Source organism: Arthrobacter tecti, assembly GCF_054511355.1.
Genome location: NZ_JBTNCT010000001.1, coordinates 245894 through 263619, shown reverse-complemented (window position 1 = coordinate 263619; position 17726 = coordinate 245894). Strand labels below are relative to the sequence as shown.

At 63.5% G+C, this 17726-nt stretch carries 11 protein-coding genes and 1 tRNA gene; 9 read left to right on the top strand and 3 right to left on the bottom strand.

Annotated elements, in window-relative coordinates; translation table 11 throughout:
• Positions 1–10: 10 nt before the first annotated feature.
• The 6 genes from trpB (at position 11) to pyk (ending at position 11221) form a co-directional block, all read left to right on the top strand.
• On the top strand, positions 11–1345 hold the full coding sequence (gene trpB / locus ACX80C_RS01200; protein WP_459324399.1) for a tryptophan synthase subunit beta: 1335 nt from the start codon (positions 11–13) through the stop codon (positions 1343–1345).
• Positions 1342–2142 (top strand): tryptophan synthase subunit alpha, encoded by an 801-nt coding sequence (gene trpA, locus ACX80C_RS01195; protein WP_459324398.1) that lies wholly within the window; start codon positions 1342–1344, stop codon positions 2140–2142. Before trpB ends, trpA begins: the two co-directional genes overlap by 4 nt.
• A 2-nt stretch (positions 2143–2144) precedes the next feature.
• Entirely contained in the window at positions 2145–3335 is a 1191-nt protein-coding gene (gene lgt / locus ACX80C_RS01190; protein ID WP_459324397.1) for a prolipoprotein diacylglyceryl transferase, read from the top strand.
• A 271-nt stretch (positions 3336–3606) separates the two neighbouring features.
• A complete protein-coding gene (gltB, locus tag ACX80C_RS01185) occupies positions 3607–8220 on the top strand; it encodes a glutamate synthase large subunit (RefSeq protein WP_459324396.1) in 4614 nt (1537 codons plus the stop codon).
• Positions 8213–9670, top strand: a complete 1458-nt coding sequence (locus tag ACX80C_RS01180; RefSeq protein ID WP_459324395.1) for a glutamate synthase subunit beta — start codon at positions 8213–8215, stop codon at positions 9668–9670. The genes gltB and ACX80C_RS01180 overlap by 8 nt, the downstream gene beginning before the upstream one ends.
• Before the next feature lie 57 nt (positions 9671–9727).
• Positions 9728–11221, top strand: a complete 1494-nt coding sequence (gene pyk, locus ACX80C_RS01175; protein WP_459324394.1) for a pyruvate kinase — start codon at positions 9728–9730, stop codon at positions 11219–11221.
• A gap of 114 nt (positions 11222–11335) precedes the next feature.
• Here pyk and ACX80C_RS01170 read toward each other — a convergent pair whose 3' ends face one another.
• A complete protein-coding gene (locus tag ACX80C_RS01170) occupies positions 11336–11938 on the bottom strand; it encodes an ANTAR domain-containing response regulator (RefSeq protein ID WP_459324393.1) in 603 nt (200 codons plus the stop codon).
• A 167-nt stretch (positions 11939–12105) separates the two neighbouring features.
• Here ACX80C_RS01170 and ACX80C_RS01165 point away from each other — a divergent pair.
• Positions 12106–12187, top strand: a tRNA-Leu gene (locus ACX80C_RS01165).
• A gap of 58 nt (positions 12188–12245) precedes the next feature.
• On the opposite strand, the gene ACX80C_RS01160 is transcribed toward ACX80C_RS01165, so the two are convergent.
• On the bottom strand, positions 12246–12866 hold the full coding sequence (locus tag ACX80C_RS01160) for an L-threonylcarbamoyladenylate synthase (protein WP_459324392.1): 621 nt from the start codon (positions 12864–12866) through the stop codon (positions 12246–12248).
• A 43-nt stretch (positions 12867–12909) separates the two neighbouring features.
• Positions 12910–13389 (bottom strand): hotdog fold thioesterase, encoded by a 480-nt coding sequence (locus ACX80C_RS01155; protein WP_459324391.1) that lies wholly within the window; start codon positions 13387–13389, stop codon positions 12910–12912.
• Between the two features lie 136 nt (positions 13390–13525).
• Here ACX80C_RS01155 and polA point away from each other — a divergent pair, with 136 nt between their 5' ends.
• Both polA and ACX80C_RS01145 read left to right on the top strand, forming a co-directional pair.
• On the top strand, positions 13526–16159 hold the full coding sequence (gene polA, locus ACX80C_RS01150; RefSeq protein WP_459324617.1) for a DNA polymerase I: 2634 nt from the start codon (positions 13526–13528) through the stop codon (positions 16157–16159).
• 62 nt (positions 16160–16221) lie between these two features.
• Positions 16222–17514, top strand: coding sequence for a GNAT family N-acetyltransferase (locus ACX80C_RS01145; protein WP_459324390.1), 1293 nt, complete (start codon positions 16222–16224; stop codon positions 17512–17514).
• Positions 17515–17726 lie beyond the last annotated feature (212 nt).

Sequence of the window (17726 nt, the reverse complement as noted above, 5' to 3'; positions counted from 1 at the left end):
CAGCAGGTTCATGACCGACACGCCACATCCACTGCCCGGTGTCGAAGACGCTGCCGAGGCGTTCCTCTCCGGGGAACACGCCGGCGGCTCTCTGCAGCATGCCCAGGGTCCCTACTTCGGTGCCTATGGCGGGCGTTGGATGCCTGAATCGCTGATCGCTGCGCTGGATGAGCTGGAAGAGACTTTCGAGAAGGCGAAGGCAGATCCGGACTTCCTGGCGCAGGTCGCTGAACTCAACCGGAGCTACTCCGGCAGGCCGTCCCTGCTGACCGAAGCCCGCAGGTTTTCTGAGCACGCCGGCGGCGTGCGGGTTTTCCTCAAGCGCGAGGACCTGAACCACACCGGATCCCACAAGATCAACAACGTCCTGGGCCAGGCACTGCTCGCCAAGCGCATGGGCAAAACCCGCGTGATCGCGGAGACCGGCGCCGGGCAGCACGGTGTTGCCAGCGCGACCGCTGCAGCTTTGCTCGGACTCGAGTGCGTTGTCTACATGGGCGCGGAAGACTGCCGCCGGCAGGCCCTGAACGTGGCGCGCATGCAGCTCCTGGGCGCGGAAGTCATCCCGGTCACCAATGGATCCCAGACGCTCAAGGACGCGATCAACGACGCCCTACGCGACTGGGTAGCCAACGTCCACACAACGCACTATCTGCTTGGCACCGCGGCCGGAGCCCACCCTTTCCCCGCCATGGTCCGGTACTTCCACGAGGTGATCGGCGAGGAGGCGCGCGAGCAGATCCTCGAAGCGACCGGCCAACTGCCCGACGCCGTCTGCGCCTGCATCGGCGGCGGCTCGAACGCCATCGGGATCTTCCACGGCTTCCTCGATGACCACGGCGTCGCCTTGTACGGATTCGAGGCCGGCGGCGACGGCGTCGAAACCGGCCGGCACGCAGCGACCATCACGCTGGGTCGGCCGGGTGTCCTCCACGGCGCGCGGTCCTACCTGATGCAGGACGACGACGGCCAGACCATCGAGTCGCACTCCATCTCCGCCGGGCTGGACTACCCGGGGGTCGGTCCTGAGCACTCCTACCTCGCCGATATCGGGCGGGTCGCTTATGAGCCGATCACTGACGCCGAAGCGATGGAAGCATTCAGCCTGCTGTGCCGGACTGAAGGCATCATCCCGGCAATAGAGTCCGCTCATGCCCTTGCCGGCGCGTTGAAGGTGGGCAGGCGGCTCGCCGAGACCGGGACCGGGAGTGCAGCCGAGAAGGTTGTCCTGGTGAACCTGTCAGGTCGCGGGGACAAGGATGTGGCCACGGCCGCTGAGTGGTTCGACCTGCTGCCGGAAGACAGCGCCGAATCCGAGATCGGGCAGGAAGGGGAGCAGCTATGACAACCACCATTTCGAGCAAGGCTGCGGCTGCAATCGAGAAGGCGCGGTCGGAAGGCCGCACCGCACTGATCGGTTACCTGCCGGCAGGCTTTCCGAACGTTGAGACCACGGTCGAAGCCGGTGTCGCGATGGCGGAGAACGGCGTGGATCTCATCGAGATAGGCATTCCGTACTCCGATCCGGTCATGGACGGACAGGTCATCCAGGAAGCCACCGTCGAAGCGCTGGCGAATGGGTTCGCTGTCCGGCAGATCTTCGATGTGGTCGCAGGGATCACCAGCCGCGCTGACGTGGCTGTGCTGGTCATGACCTACTGGAACCCGGTCATGCGCTTCGGCGTCCGGGAGTTCGCTGGAAGGCTTGCCGAAGCAGGCGGTGCAGGGCTCATCACCCCGGACCTGATACCCGACGAGGCTGCAGAATGGATCGCAGCATCCGACGAGTTCGGCCTGGACCGGGTCTTCCTCGTGGCGCCCTCGACCTCGCCTGAACGCATGGAAATGACCGTGCAGGCCACACGGGGGTTCGTCTACGCGGTCTCGATCATGGGCATCACCGGTGCACGCGCCTCCGTCAGTTCCGCGGCGCGGGAAGTCGTGGCTGCGGCGCACAGCGCGGGGGCAGAACGGGCCTGCGTAGGTCTTGGCGTCTCCACCGCTGAACATGTCCGTGAGATCGGAGCCTATGCCGACGGCGTGATTGTCGGTACAGCGCTTGTTGCGGCGCTCCGCGACGGCGGCGTTCCCGCGGTCACCGAATTGACCAAGAGCCTGCGCTCCGGTTCCCCGAAGGGCTGATCATGATCCCCGCCAGCATCCCGAGTCCTCCCGCCGAATGGGCGAGCTTCACCATTGGCCCTGCGACAATCCACCTGTATGCGCTGTGCATCCTTGCAGGCATTGTGGTCGCACTTCTGCTCACGTCCGCGCGGTGGAAGAAATTCGGCGGCAACCCGGACGTGGTGTGGGATGTGGCCATCTGGGCGGTCCCGTTCGGCCTGATCGGCGGTCGGCTCTACCACGTCTTCTCCTCACCGGATGCTTATTTCGGTCCGGACGGGGACCTGTCCCGGATTCCGCGCATCTGGGAAGGCGGCCTCGGGATCTGGGGAGCGGTTGCCCTTGGAGCGGTTGGAGCGTGGATCGGGTGCCGCCGTGCCGGCGTTCGCCTCTCGGCCTTCGCTGACGCTGCAGCCCCGGGTGTACTGCTTGCACAGGCCATCGGGCGTTGGGGCAACTGGTTCAACCAGGAACTCTTCGGCGCTCCGACGAAATTGCCGTGGGGTCTCGAGATCGATGCGGACCACCCCAACTTTCCGCCGGATGCGGACCCGGGAACATTGTTTCACCCCACATTTTTGTACGAATCCCTCTGGAACCTGGTCGGCGTTGCACTTCTGCTCCTGCTCGATCGCAGGTTCGGGCTGCGCGGCGGCCGCATGTTCTGGCTGTATGCCGCGTACTACACCGCGGGTCGCGTCTGGATTGAGGCATTGCGAATCGACGACGCCGAACTGATCACCATCTTCGGCCTCACGCAGCGTCTCAACGTCTGGACCAGCATCCTCGTGCTGGTGGGTGCCCTTGTCATTTTCGTCTACCTCACCAGGAAACAGCGGGGAACGGACCAGACGTCCGTCTACCTTCCCAGCAGGGCGCCCGAGCCCTCCGCAGGGGATGCCGCCGGTGAGACATCCGCGGCGCCGTCGTCGTCCTCGGAAGAAGGCATCACAGGGAGCACCGGCTCTGATGGTGAGAATCCTGACAAAGACGCCGAGGGTAAGAAAGCCGCAGGTGAAGATTCCGCCAAGGCTGGATCCGTAGTCGTGGATGGACGTAACGGTAAGGGAACAGAAGTCCAGCCATCGGACACATCGGCCGCAATGCGGACCGGTCATGGTAATCTCTCAGAAACAAAAGACGCCTCAGGCCCGTCCGCCCCGCCGGACGCAGCCGCTGAGGAACCCCGGGAATCAGACTCCCGAAAGTAGCGTCCACCCAGGCCACCGCCCTCTTGGACGTCCGTCACAGCGTCGTGGCCCTGTTCGGTACAACAGGCTAGCTCACCGGCTTCGCGCCGTACCGGCAGGAAATGATTCAGGCCGCACCGTTCCAAATCGTTGCCCGCAGTCCCTGCTGGCGGCTGGCAGGCCGGTCATACAATGTGCACATGTAATTGGCGCTGCCAGTAAGTGAGGCACCTGCGCCCGGGGCCAGAGCTGTCCCCTCCCGACGCTCCATCATGGGGGAAGGACTCTTTCTATGACTGCACCCAATGGCATCACTGCACCAGCCACCGTAAAGGCCGGCAACTCCTCCGCAGCCGAATCACCGTTCACCCGCTTCGCGGACTATCCCGAAGCCGCAGGGCTGTACAACCCGGAGAACGAGAAGGACGCCTGCGGCCTCGCGGTCATCGCGACGCTGCGCGGCGAACCCGGCCATGACATCGTCGACGCCGCACTTACTGCGCTGCGAAACCTGGAGCACCGTGGTGCGGTCGGTGCTGATGAAGGTACGGGCGACGGCGCCGGCCTGCTGACGCAGGTCCCTGACGAGTTCTTTCGCGCCGTCGTCGACTTCGACCTTCCTGCTGCAGGCACGTATGCGGTCGGCACCGCGTTCCTGCCCGCCGAGGCCAAGGAAGAGGCAACTGCCCGTGCAGGGCTTGAGTCCCTCGCCGAATCGGAGGGCCTGCTCGTTCTCGGTTGGCGCGAAGTACCCATCACCGCGGACCTGATCGGCGCGATGGCCAGGGCATGCATGCCTCACTTCGTCCAGCTGTTCCTTGCACCCGTGAACAGCGACGCCAGGGACCTCGACGCGCGCGCTTTCCGGTTCCGGAAGCGTGCCCAGAACAAGTACGGTGTTTACTTCCCGTCCCTGTCCTCGCGCACCATGGTGTACAAGGGAATGCTCACCACGGCGCAGCTTGAGCCGTTTTACCCGGACCTGTCCGATCCCCGCTTCAAGACCAAGCTCGGTATTGTGCATTCACGGTTCTCCACCAACACCTTCCCGTCCTGGCCCCTGGCCCAGCCGTTCCGCGCCATCGCGCACAACGGAGAGATCAACACGGTCAAGGGCAACCGCAACTGGATGCGTGCCCGCCAGTCCCAACTGGCGCACCCGCTGCTGGGCGAGTCGCCCGAGGAACTGTTCCCGATCTGCACCCCAGGTGCGTCGGACTCCGCCTCCTTCGATGAGGTAGCCGAGCTGCTCATGCTCGCAGGCCGTCCGATCACGCACGCGATCATGATGATGATCCCGGAGGCATGGGAGAACCATGCCTCCATGGACCCCGCCCGGCGTGCCTTCTACCAGTACCACTCCATGTTGATGGAGCCCTGGGACGGGCCCGCCGCCGTCTCGTTTACTGACGGGCGCCTGGTGGGTGCCGTGCTCGACCGCAATGGGCTGCGACCTGCCCGTTACTGGGTCATGGAGGACGGACTCGTGGTGCTGGCTTCCGAAGTGGGGGTCATCGACGTCGAAGCATCGAAGGTGGTCCGGAAGGGACGTGTCTCCCCGGGCAAGATGTTCCTGGTGGACACCGAGGACGGCCGGATCATCGAGGACCAGGAGGTCAAGGCCGAGATCGCAGCGGCGAACCCGTGGGGCGAGTGGGTCAAGGAGAATCTGCTTGACCTCAAGGACCTGCCCGAGCGCGAACACGTAGTGCACACCAAGGCCTCCATCAACCGTCGTCAGCGCACGTTCGGGTACACGCAGGAGGAGTTGCGCATCCTGCTCGGCCCAATGGCGAAAGCCGGGGCCGAACCCCTGGGAGCCATGGGTTCGGATACGCCGGTTGCCGTGCTTTCGAAGCGCCCACGGCTTCTGTTCGACTACTTCGTGCAGTCCTTTGCGCAGGTCACCAATCCGCCCCTCGATGCCATCCGCGAGGAACTGGTCACGTCGATGGGCATCACGATCGGCCCGGACGGAAACCTCCTGTCCGCAAGCCAGGTGCATGCGAAGCAGATCGCTCTGACCTTCCCAGTCATCAACAATGATGAACTGGCGAAAATCGCCAATCTGGAGTCCGACGACGGCGACCGCCTCACGGTGCGCATCCGCGGGCTCTACCGGGTCGACGGCGGCGAAGCGTCGCTTCGCGCCCGGCTGGCGGAAATTTGCGAGCAGGTTTCAAGCGCCATCAACCGCGGTATCCAGTTCGTGGTGCTCTCCGACCGCGATTCGAACGCGCAATGGGCGCCGATTCCGTCGCTGCTGCTGACTTCGGCGGTGCATCACCACCTGCTCAAGAGCGCAAACCGCACCAAAACCTCCCTGGTTGTGGAAGCCGGAGACGTGCGGGAAGTGCACCACGTTGCTGTGCTCATCGGTTACGGAGCCTCCGCCATCAACCCGTACCTCGCGATGGAAAGCTGCGAGGAATTGGTGCGCAACGGCGATATCCGCGGAGTCACAGCAGAGCAGGCCGTGGCGAACCTGATCAAGGGACTCGGCAAGGGCGTGTTGAAGATCATGTCCAAGATGGGCATTTCAACGGTCAGCTCGTACTGCGGTGCCCAGACGTTCGAGGCACTGGGGCTTTCGCAGGAGCTCGTCGACGAATACTTCCATGGCACGCAGACCCAGTTGGGCGGTGTGGGGCTGGACGTCATCGCCGCTGAGGCTGCCGCCCGCCACGAGAACGCGTACCCCGAGGACGGAATCGAGGACCCATACCGGAGCCTCGACAATGGCGGCGAGTACCAGTGGCGCCGCGAAGGCCCACCGCACCTGTTCAATCCCGAGACAGTCTTCCGGCTGCAGCATGCCACGCGTGAACGCCGCTACGACATCTTCAAGTCCTACACGCGCGGCGTTGACGACCAGTCGCGCGAGCTCATGACCCTCCGTGGCCTGCTCGGATTCAGGAAGGGTCTCCGTCCGGCCGTGCCGCTGGAAGAGGTCGAGCCGGTTTCGAGCATCGTGAAGCGGTTCTCCACGGGTGCAATGAGCTACGGATCCATCTCGCAGGAAGCACACGAGACACTCGCCATCGCGATGAACCGGATCGGAGCCAAGTCCAACACGGGTGAGGGCGGCGAAGATGTGGACCGGCTGCTGGACCCGGAACGCCGTTCGGCCATCAAGCAGGTTGCTTCCGGGCGGTTCGGCGTGACAAGTCTCTACCTGACCAACGCGAACGATATCCAGATCAAGATGGCCCAGGGCGCCAAGCCCGGCGAGGGCGGTCAGCTGATGAGCCAGAAGGTGTACCCCTGGGTGGCACGGACGCGCCACTCGACGCCCGGCGTCGCGCTGATCTCGCCTCCGCCGCACCACGACATCTATTCCATCGAGGACTTGGCGCAGCTGATTTATGACCTCAAGCGCGCCAACACCTCTGCCCGCGTACACGTAAAGCTCGTGTCCGAGGTGGGTATCGGCACTGTTGCCGCCGGAGTGACCAAGGCCAAGGCCGACGTCGTTCTCATTTCAGGACACGACGGCGGAACCGGTGCCAGCCCGCTAAACTCACTGAAGCATGCCGGTGTGCCCTGGGAACTAGGGGTTGCCGAAACCCAGCAGACACTGATGCTGAACGGACTGCGCGACCGCGTGGTGGTCCAGGTAGACGGGCAGCTGAAGACCGGGCGCGACGTGCTCATTGCTGCGCTTCTGGGAGGCGAGGAGTTTGGCTTTGCGACTGCGCCGCTCGTTGTTTCGGGCTGCATCATGATGCGCGTCTGCCACCTTGATACCTGTCCGGTGGGTGTTGCCACCCAGAACCCGGAGCTGCGGAGCCGCTTCACCGGGAAGCCTGAGTTCGTTGTGAACTTCTTCGAGTTCATCGCCGAGGAAGTCCGTGAACTCCTGGCCGAGCTGGGCTTCCGCACACTCAATGAGGCGATCGGGCACAGCGAGGTGCTGGACGCCCAGAAGGCGGTGGACCACTGGAAGGCTGACGGCCTGGATCTTGATCCGATCCTGCGCGGCAACGAGTTCGGTGACGATGCGCCGCTGCGGAACATGTTGCCGCAGAACCACGAGCTGGACCAGCACTTCGACAATAAGCTGATCGACATGAGCAGCGATGCGCTGAATCACCGTGCGCCCGTGCGGATCACGGTAGACGTCGTTAACATGGACCGTTCCGTCGGCACCATGCTTGGACACGAGGTTACTCGGCGCTTCGGAGTGGAGACCCTGGCCACGGACACCATCGACGTCACGCTTACCGGCCAGGCCGGGCAGTCCCTCGGCGCGTTCCTGCCTGCTGGCATCACCCTGCGTCTGTTCGGAGATTCGAACGACTACGTGGGCAAGGGTCTCTCCGGGGGCCGGATCATAGTCCGCCCGGACCGGGCGAACGTGTTTGCCGCCCACCGCAACGTCATCGCAGGCAACGTCATCGGCTACGGTGCCACGAGCGGTGAAATCTTCCTCCGCGGGCAGGTGGGGGAGCGGTTCCTCGTGCGCAACTCGGGTGCAACCGCCGTCGTCGAAGGCATCGGCGATCACGGCTGCGAATACATGACCGGTGGGCAGACGCTCATCCTCGGGCGAACCGGCAGGAATTTCGGAGCGGGTATGTCCGGGGGAACGGCGTACGTGCTGGACCTCGAGGAGCACCGGATGAACACCCAGGCCCTGAGCAGCGGGGAACTCGCGCTCGTGGAGCTGGATGCCGAAGACGTTGAGATTGTCCGCCAGCTGCTTATCAGGCATCTGGAGGAAACGGAGTCCCCGCTCGCCGCTGCGCTGCTCGATGATTTCGAAGGTACAGTTCCCCGGCTGACCAAGGTTCTGCCAAGGGATTACGCACGGGTTCTCGACGCGCGGGCCGCAGCCATTGAAGAGGGTCTCGATCCTGACGGAGAAGAGGTCTGGAACAGGATTTTGGAGGTTACCGGTGGCTGATCCACGTGGATTCATGAAAGTTCGCGAACGTCAGACGCAGCCGCGTCGCCCCGTTCCGGTCCGGATCATGGACTGGAAGGAAGTGTACGAGGCCCAGGAGAAGGGCGTCCTGAAGAGCCAGGCCGGCCGATGCATGGACTGCGGGATTCCGTTCTGCCATCAGGGTTGCCCATTGGGTAACCTCATTCCCGAGTGGAACGACCTGACCTGGCGGGATAAGGGCCGGGAAGCCATCGACCGGCTCCATGCCACCAACAACTTTCCGGAGTTCACGGGGCGTCTGTGCCCGGCACCGTGCGAGGCCTCCTGCGTGCTGGGCATCAACCAGCCGCCGGTGACCATCAAGCAGGTCGAAGTCTCAATCATCGACGAGGCCTTCGACAACGATTGGGTGCATCCTCACCCGCCGGAGCGGCTCACCGGCAAGACCATCGCCGTAGTCGGCTCCGGCCCCGCCGGGCTAGCTGCTGCACAGCAGCTCACCCGGGCCGGACACACGGTTGCCGTGTATGAGCGCGATGACCGGATCGGCGGGCTGCTGCGCTATGGCATCCCTGACTTCAAGATGGAGAAAATCCAGCTCGATCGCCGTCTCGAACAGATGAGGGCCGAAGGCACACGCTTCCGGGCCGGCGTCGACGTCGGTCGTGATATCAGCTGGGACCAGCTGCGCCGCCGGTACGACGCCGTTGTTGTCGCCACAGGAGCGACCATCCCACGCGACCTGCCCATTCCCGGCCGCGAACTCGACGGCGTCCACTTCGCCATGGACTATCTGGTCCAGGCGAACCGCGTGGTCGCCGGGGATGAGGTCGAGGATCAGCTCCACGCCGAGGGAAAGCATGTGGTCATCCTTGGCGGAGGCGACACGGGCGCGGACTGCCTCGGCACGGCGCACCGGCACAAGGCCGCCTCTGTCACCACCCTCGCGATCGGCCAGCAGCCGCCGGCGGAACGCGCCGACCACCAGCCCTGGCCTACGTTCCCGACGCTCTTCGAGGTTGCCAGCGCTCACGAGGAAGGCGGTGAGCGCACCTATCTGGCGTCAACCGTCGAGTTCGTCGGTGAGAATGGCCGGCTCAAGGCGGTCAGGGTTGCCGAGACGGAGTTCGTCAACGGACGGCGCGTACCCAAGGCCGGCACTGAGCGGGACATTCCGGCTGACCTGGTGTTCCTGTCGCTGGGGTTCACAGGCCCGGAACCGGCACGGATTACAGAGCAACTGGATGCCGCATTCGATGATCGCGGTAACGTTGGGCGTGATGGCTATTACATGACCAACACCCCCGGGATTTTCGTCGCTGGAGATGCCGGACGCGGTCAGTCGCTAATCGTTTGGGCGATCGCCGAGGGGCGCGCCTGCGCCGCCGCGGTGGATCAGTGGCTGATGGGCCGCACAAAATTGCCCGCACCGGTGGCACCGACCGACCGCGCTATCAACGTCCTGTAAATCACCGGAGCACGAGCGCACAGCAGTCAACGAATAACTAGACGACAGGCAAGGTTTATGAGACGCGCAAAGATAGTTGCCACATTCGGACCGGCGATCGCAAGCTACGAGAACACGCTCGCAGTGCTTGAGGCCGGTGTGGATGTTGCCCGAATGAATATGAGCCACGGGGATCATTCCGTGCACAACCAGACCTATGAGTTCGTTCGGAAGGCGGCGGAGGAGCTCGGCCGCCCGGTGGGGATTTTTGCCGACCTGCAGGGCCCGAAGATCCGTCTGGGACGTTTCGCGGACGGACCGCACATGCTCCTGCCGGGCGACATCTTCACAATCACCACCGAAGACGTCGAAGGAACGGCTGAGCTGTGCTCGACAACCCACAAGGGGTTGCCGCAGGACGTCAATGTCGGAGACACGCTCCTTATCGACGACGGCAAGGTGGCGCTGCGCGCGATCGAGGTTGACGACGTCCGGGTCAAGACCGAAGTGACGGTAGGAGGCGCGGTTTCCAACAACAAGGGAATCAACCTCCCAGGAGTCGCGGTCAACGTTCCGGCGCTGAGCGACAAGGATGAAGAAGATCTTCGCTGGGCAATCCAGCGCGGCGTCGACATGGTGGCGCTGTCTTTCGTGCGCAACGCCGCCGACGTTGACCGGGTGCACGAGATCATGGACGAAGAAGGACGCCGTGTCCCCGTGATCGCCAAGATCGAGAAACCGCAGGCGGTGGACGCGATCGAGGAAATCATCGACGCGTTCGACGCGATCATGGTTGCCCGAGGTGACCTGGGCGTTGAATTGCCCCTGCAGGACGTCCCGATTGTGCAAAAGCGCGCGATCGAACTCGCGCGCCGCTGGGCGAAGCCGGTCATCGTAGCAACCCAGGTTCTTGAGTCGATGATCGACAATCCGCGTCCCACCCGCGCAGAAGCATCGGACTGCGCCAATGCTGTGCTCGACGGTGCCGATGCAGTGATGCTCTCGGGCGAGACCAGCGTGGGCAAATATCCGATCGACACAGTCCGCACAATGGCCGACATCATTGAGTCGACTGAGAAGCACGGTCTGGACCGCGTTCCTCCGCTCGGCAGCAAGCCGAAGACCCGCGGCGGGGCAATCACGCGGGCGGCGCTGGAGATTGCTGACCAGCTCGATGCGAAGTACATCTGTACATTCACGCAGTCGGGCGACTCCGCTCGTAGGCTCTCACGGCTTCGTCCAATGAAACCGGTCTTTGCTTTCACGCCGGTCCAGTCCACACTCAACTGGATGTCGCTGTTCTGGGGTATCCAGCCTCTGCTGGTGGAGTTCGCCCAGCACACTGATGAGATGACAGCCCAGGTTGACCGGGTTCTGTTCGAACAGAAGCTCGTTGAGCTCAATGACCTGGTGGTCATTGCTGCCGGATCGCCTCCGGGACAGGCCGGATCAACCAACTCCATCAAGGTCCACAAGGTGGGCGACATCGCGGACGCCGGACAGCTTCCCGAGGGTTACAGGCCAAGCAAGGAGAAGGTCGGTCCCTGGCCCGTGAAGAACACCGGCCAGTAGTAACGGCTACATCAGGATTCGCATCTAACAGCAGGGCCCCGATCAATGATCGGGGCCCTGCTGGGTTGACACGTAATTGTTTGCCGGCGCCCGGCTTTGCGACGACGGCGAGGATCAGTTGACCTGGTTGATGATGGTTTCGGCGACCTCGCGCATGCTGAGGCGGCGGTCCATCGAGGTCTTCTGGATCCAGCGGAACGCCTCGGGCTCGGTGAGGCCCATCTTGGTGGTGAGCAGACTCTTGGCACGCTCAACAAGCTTGCGCGTGGCGAACTGTTCCTGAAGGTCGGAGACCTCGTTTTCGAGCGCCTTGATCTCCTCATGGCGGGACAGTGCAATTTCGATTGCCGGCACGAGGTCGGCGGGCGTGAACGGCTTGACGACGTACGCCATGGCGCCGGCGTCGCGGGCGCGCTCCACGAGCTCTTTCTGGCTGAAGGCGGTCAACAGGACCACTGGGGCAATGCGGGCCTTGACGATGTGCTCAGCCGCCGTAATGCCGTCCATGATCGGCATTTTGACGTCCATCAGCACGAGGTCCGGCTTGTGCTCCTGGGCCAGTTGAACGGCTTTCTCACCGTTGTCGGCCTCTGCAACCACTTCATAACCCTCACCGCGCAGGATTTCCACAATGTCGAGGCGGATGAGCGTCTCATCCTCGGCAACTATGACGCGCCGTGCCGGGCTCGTGGCAGTTGAGTCGCGGGTTTCAGACACTGGTGGCTCCTTGATGTGCGTCTATGGTTCTGGTTGATCTGGGGGGCACGCTCACAGCCGGTGCCCCGGTTCACTGCAACAGCCTATCGGCATGTAGAGTGGATTCGCGCACTGGGGAGGGCTTGAGTCACGTATCTCACGTCCATCCCGCGGATAGGCGCCACCTGGCCCGAATGGCGGAATTGGCAGACGCGCTGCACTCAAAATGCAGTATCGAAAGGTGTGTGGGTTCGAGTCCCACTTCGGGCACATTTCTTCATCGCGGGTTCTGCTGAAGCGGGTACTCCCGCTCGCTCAGGGAATCGCGTTATTCGAAGCGTGTCGCATCACCCATGCCGTGCCGCACAACTTCAGCGAAACCGTTGGAGAAGTCGACAACGGTTGTCGGCTCAGCGCCGCATTCGCCGGAATCCACGACGCCGTCCACGTGGTGCTCCAGCAGTTCCTTAATCTCCCAGCCTTCGGTGGGCGGCTGTTCCTGATCGGGTAACAGCAACGTGCTGGAAAGAAGCGGTTCCCCGAGTTCCTCCAGGAGCGCGCTGACCATCCGGTGGTCAGGGATGCGTACTCCTACGGTTTTCTTCTTGGGATGAAGCAGCCGGCGGGGCACCTCCTGGGTGGCACGCAGGATGAAGGTGTAACTGCCCGGAGTCACTGCCTTGATGCTACGGAACACGTCGTTGTCGACGAGAACGAACTGACCCATCTGCGAGAAGTCCCGGCACACAAGCGTGAAGTGATGCTTGTTGTCGAGCTTGCGGATGGTGCGGATGCGGTCCAGGGCGTCTTTGTTGCCAATCTGGGCGCCGAGGGCGTAGCAGGAGTCCGTCGGGTAGGCGATCAGACCGCCGGACCTCACCATGTCCGCCACCTGCGCGATGGCGCGCGGCTGCGGATCCTGCGGATGGATATCGAAGAATCTCGCCATGCCCACAGCTTACGTCTCTTAGAACGGCGGCGATCACGTTATGTCAGCCGCGGATCAGATTGGTGATCCGCGCGGTGGACAGCCGCCTGCCCGCTTCGTCGGTCATGACCACTTCATGGGTGGTGAGCGTGCGCCCGAGGTGAATTGCGACGGCGGTGCCGGTGACCACGCCGGATGCAGCGGATCGATGATGGGTGGCACTGATTTCAATTCCGAGAGCTTGTCGGTCCGGCCCGGCGTGGAGGCCCGCGGCGAATGAGCCAAGCGTCTCGGCGAGCACCAGATGCGCACCGCCGTGCAGGATTCCGGCCACTTGCTGGTTGCCCTCGACAGGCATCGTCGCCACCATGCGCCGTGCCTCCATCTCTTGGAACACAATGCCCATTTTCGCAGCCAGCCGGCCGATACCGTGGCCCCGCAGCCACTCGTGCATCGACTCGGGAACACCCGCGGCGAGCAGCTCCTCACGGTACGGGTGGGCGTCGTCGTCTGAGCCGGGGCCGGGAATGAAAATGTCGTTCATGGCAACTAGGCTGGCACCTGTGAGCCAAACAAACCAATCTGCCGACGCCGGCGAGCAAACAGACCCCACAACGGGTGCCGGAGCGCCCACAGACACCCTGGAGCGTTCGCGTCTGCTGGTGATCGACGGCCACTCCATGGCTTTCCGTGCGTTCTACGCATTGCCCGCAGAGAACTTCTCCACGGATACGGGTCAGCACACCAACGCCGTTTACGGGTTTACCGCCATGCTGATCAACCTCCTGCGTGACCAGGACCCCACCCACGTAGCGGTCGCCTTTGACCTGGACACACCCACCTTCCGCGATGCGGAATACTCGGAGTACAAGGGTGGGCGCTCACGCACCCCGGAGGAATTCCATGGACAGGTGGACCTCATCATCAAGGTGCTGGAGACCATGCGGATTCCCACGCTGTCAATGGACGGCTATGAGGCAGATGATGTGCTGGCTACCCTGGCCGTCGATGCCGCGGACCTCGGCTGGGACGTCCAGGTGGTCAGCGGAGACCGCGATGTGTTCCAGTTGGTGAATGACCGGGTCACTGTGCTGTACCCGAAGCAAGGCGTGACCAACATTCCGCAGATGGACGCCAAGGCCGTTGAAGAGAAGTATTTCGTCCCGCCTCACCTCTACTCGGATCTCGCAGCTCTGGTAGGAGAAACCGCGGACAACCTCCCGGGTGTGCCGGGCGTTGGTCCGAAGACTGCGGCGAAGTGGATTCTAAAATACGGCGGGCTCGACGGAATACTCGAGAACCTGGATTCGATCGGCGGCAAGGTCGGAGACGCTCTTCGCGAGAATATTGAGAACGTCAAGCGGAACCGGCGGCTTAACCGGTTGCTCACCGACCTTGAGCTGCCGGTGGACCTGCAGGCCATGAAGGCGCAGAATCCGGACCGCGACGCCGTGGAGGAGCTCTTTGACGCGCTCCAGTTCAACGTGCTCCGGAAGCGTCTTTTCGACCGCGTCGGCGAAGATGAGCCCGAGGCGGCGGGCGCCGAAATGGCTCCGCCTCCGCACCGGGTCCTCACAGGTGCTGAAGAACTCACATCCTGGCTGAACGCCACCAACCAGGCCACAGCCGCGGTGCAGGTGGTGACCCGCTCCACGAGCGGGGGAGAGGAGGCAATCGGCGTTGCCCTCGTGACGGCGTCGTCGGCTGCATATGTACCCTTCGAGGAGCTCGACGCCGAGGCGGAGCGCGTGGTCGCTGCCTGGCTGGAAGACCTGGATGCGCCCAAGGTGGTCCATGACTACAAGGCCGCCTACAAGCTGCTTTACCATCGCGGCTTCACCCTTGCCGGTGAGGTGGACGACACCGCAATCTCCGGCTACCTGATCCAGCCTGACCGCCGGAGCTATGAACTCGCCGATCTCAGCCAGTTCCACCTCAGACTGGCGGTCCCTGCCGCGGCGGGTGCTGCCGGCGGCCAGCAGGCGCTGGCCATTGAGGAGGAAGACGTGGCAACGCCTGCTGTCGCTGCTGCTTACGCGGCACTGGAGCTCAGTCGCCACTTTTCCGGCCAACTGGTTGAACGCGGTGCCAATCAGTTGCTCGCAGGGCTTGAACTTCCGCTGTCGGAGGTCCTGGCGCAGATGGAGCTGACCGGAATCGCCGTGGCTGTGGATGGCCTCGACCGGCTGTATGAGGACTTCTCCGCCACCATGGCGAGCACCAGCGCCGAAGCCTTCCGGATCATCGACAAGGAGATCAATCTTGGCTCACCCAAACAGCTGCAGGCAGTCCTTTTCGACGAATTGGAGTTGCCGAAGACCAAGAAAATCAAGACCGGCTACTCCACGGACGCAGATGCGCTGACCGATCTGATCGTGAAGACGGGGCACCCGTTCCTCGAGCAGTTGCTCGCGCACCGTGATGCCTCGAAGCTTCGCCAGACGGTTGAGGGTTTGCGCAAGTCGATCGCGGATGACGGCCGTATCCACACCACGTACGTGCAGACCATCGCCGCTACCGGGCGGCTCTCGTCGATGAACCCGAACCTGCAGAATATCCCGATCCGCTCGGATGAGGGGCGCCGGATCCGTGAGGCTTTCGTGGTTGGTCCGGGCTACGAGTGCCTGATGACGGCGGATTACTCACAGATCGAAATGCGCATCATGGCGCATCTTTCGGGCGACGAGGGGCTCATCGCAGCGTTCAACGAGGGTGAGGACCTGCATCGCTTTGTGGGTTCGCATATCTTCAGCGTTGCACCCGAGGACGTCACCAACGCCATGCGCTCGAAGGTGAAGGCGATGTCCTATGGCCTGGTTTACGGCTTGAGTTCCTTCGGCCTGTCAAAGCAGTTGACCATTTCGGTGGATGAGGCGCGTAACCTCATGCGTGATTACTTTGACCGCTTCGGGGCGGTGCGGGATTACCTCCGGGGGATCGTCGAGCAGGCACGCAAGGACGGCTTCACCTCCACGATCGAGGGCCGCCGCCGTTACCTGCCGGACCTCGCGAGCGATAACCGGCAGTTGCGCGAGATGGCTGAGCGCGCAGCGTTGAACGCGCCCATCCAGGGCTCGGCAGCGGACATCATCAAGAAGGCGATGCTCGGTGTTGAGGAACAGTTGCGAGTGCGCGGACTGGCTTCCCGGATGCTGCTTCAGGTGCACGATGAACTGGTTCTTGAGGTCGCAGCCGGGGAGCGGGACGAAGTGGACCAACTGGTGCGTGCCGAAATGGCGGGCGCTGCAGACCTTTCGGTGCCGCTGGACGTATCCGTGGGAACCGGCATGAGCTGGCATGAAGCCGCGCACTAGCGCTGGCCCGCTCCGTTCAAAGGGCACTAGGCTGGCTGATTGTGACTGCACATACTGAAACTGTGGCAACTGGCATGCGCATCGAAACCTTTACAGTCGAAGCAGGGACCGACACAACAGCCGGCGGTCAACTCGCCTCCTGGTTCGAGGGCGTGAGCTTCGGCTTCCACGAGAACCGCAGGGAGAACGAGGACCTGCCGAACCTTGTGGAGGCGTTCGCGGCGGACCGGCGGACGGTGTGGGGTGTCTACGACGAGCAGCCAGGGCCGCACGCCTGGGATCCGCGCGTTCCGGTGGCCACGTACGCGACGATGGTCAACACTCTCAACGTCGGCGGAGGACGGCTTCTCGACGCGCACCTGGTGACAGCTGTGACGGTGCGCCCCACCCACCGGCGTCGCGGTTTGCTTCGCCGCATGATCACGTCCGACCTGCAGGGTGCGGCAGATCGCGGTCTCGCGATTGCTGCGCTCACGGCCTCCGAGGCAACCATCTATGGGCGCTTCGGGTTCGGGGCAGCAACGTTCACCACCAGTGTCGAGGTCGACGTTCGGGAGCGCTTCGCGGTGACCGCGCCCGCTTACGGGCGGGTCGAGGTAGTGGAGCCGGACGCCGTCGTCGGGCTGGCGAGGGAAATCTTCGCGGGCTTCCATGGCCGCTACCTCGGTTCGATCGGGCGGCAGTTCGCCTATGCGCGGCGGGCCTCAGGGCTCTGGGGCGATGAGCGCCCACAGCCGGACAAGGGTGTGCGGACGGCAGTTCATTACGACGGCGACGGACGGCCGGACGGCTACGTCACCTACAAGTTCGCTGGCTGGGAGAACACGCCGTACACGATGCGGGTGAAGGATCTCGTGGCGACCTCCGACGCCGCCTACCTGGAGCTGTGGCGTTTCCTCGGATCGCTCGACCTGGTGGAACGGGTAAGTTTCAACCTCGCCTCTGTGCAGGATCCTCTTCCCTGGGCGCTCTCTGATCGCCGGTGCAGGGGTCTGTTGGGCGAGGAAGATGTGCTGTGGCTCCGAATCCTCGATCCGGTCGCTGCGCTCCAGGCACGGCACTACGAGGCGGACGGCTCGCTGACCCTGACGATCGCCGATGGTCTGGGGCATTCGGCCGGCAGCTTTGAGCTGACGGTAACGGGCGGCGTCGGTTCGGTCCGCAGGGTGGACGAAGGGACGCCGGCCGATATCGCACTCGACGTCGCAGCCCTCGGTTCGATCTACCTTGGTGGAGTAGACGCACGGACCCTTGCGAGTGCCGGTCAGATCCGGGCGGCCTCGCCGGAGGGACTGGACCGCGCGGACCATCTGTTCAGCGTTGCCCGGCAACCTTACTGCATCACGCATTTCTAAGCGGAAGTGCACGTCCCGGTCGCGCCGGAGCATCCGCCGACGCGCTTTGACCTGCTTTGCCGCCGGAGGCTAGACTGGGTAGGCGTGTCGCGCGCACGGTGATCCGTCTCGGTCAGTGAGACTGCGGTGGGACTGCCACGAGGCGTACGCAAGCTCTACGGAGTTCCCCGGAACTCCACCGTATTTCCACATTCCAATTGCCCACATCCGGG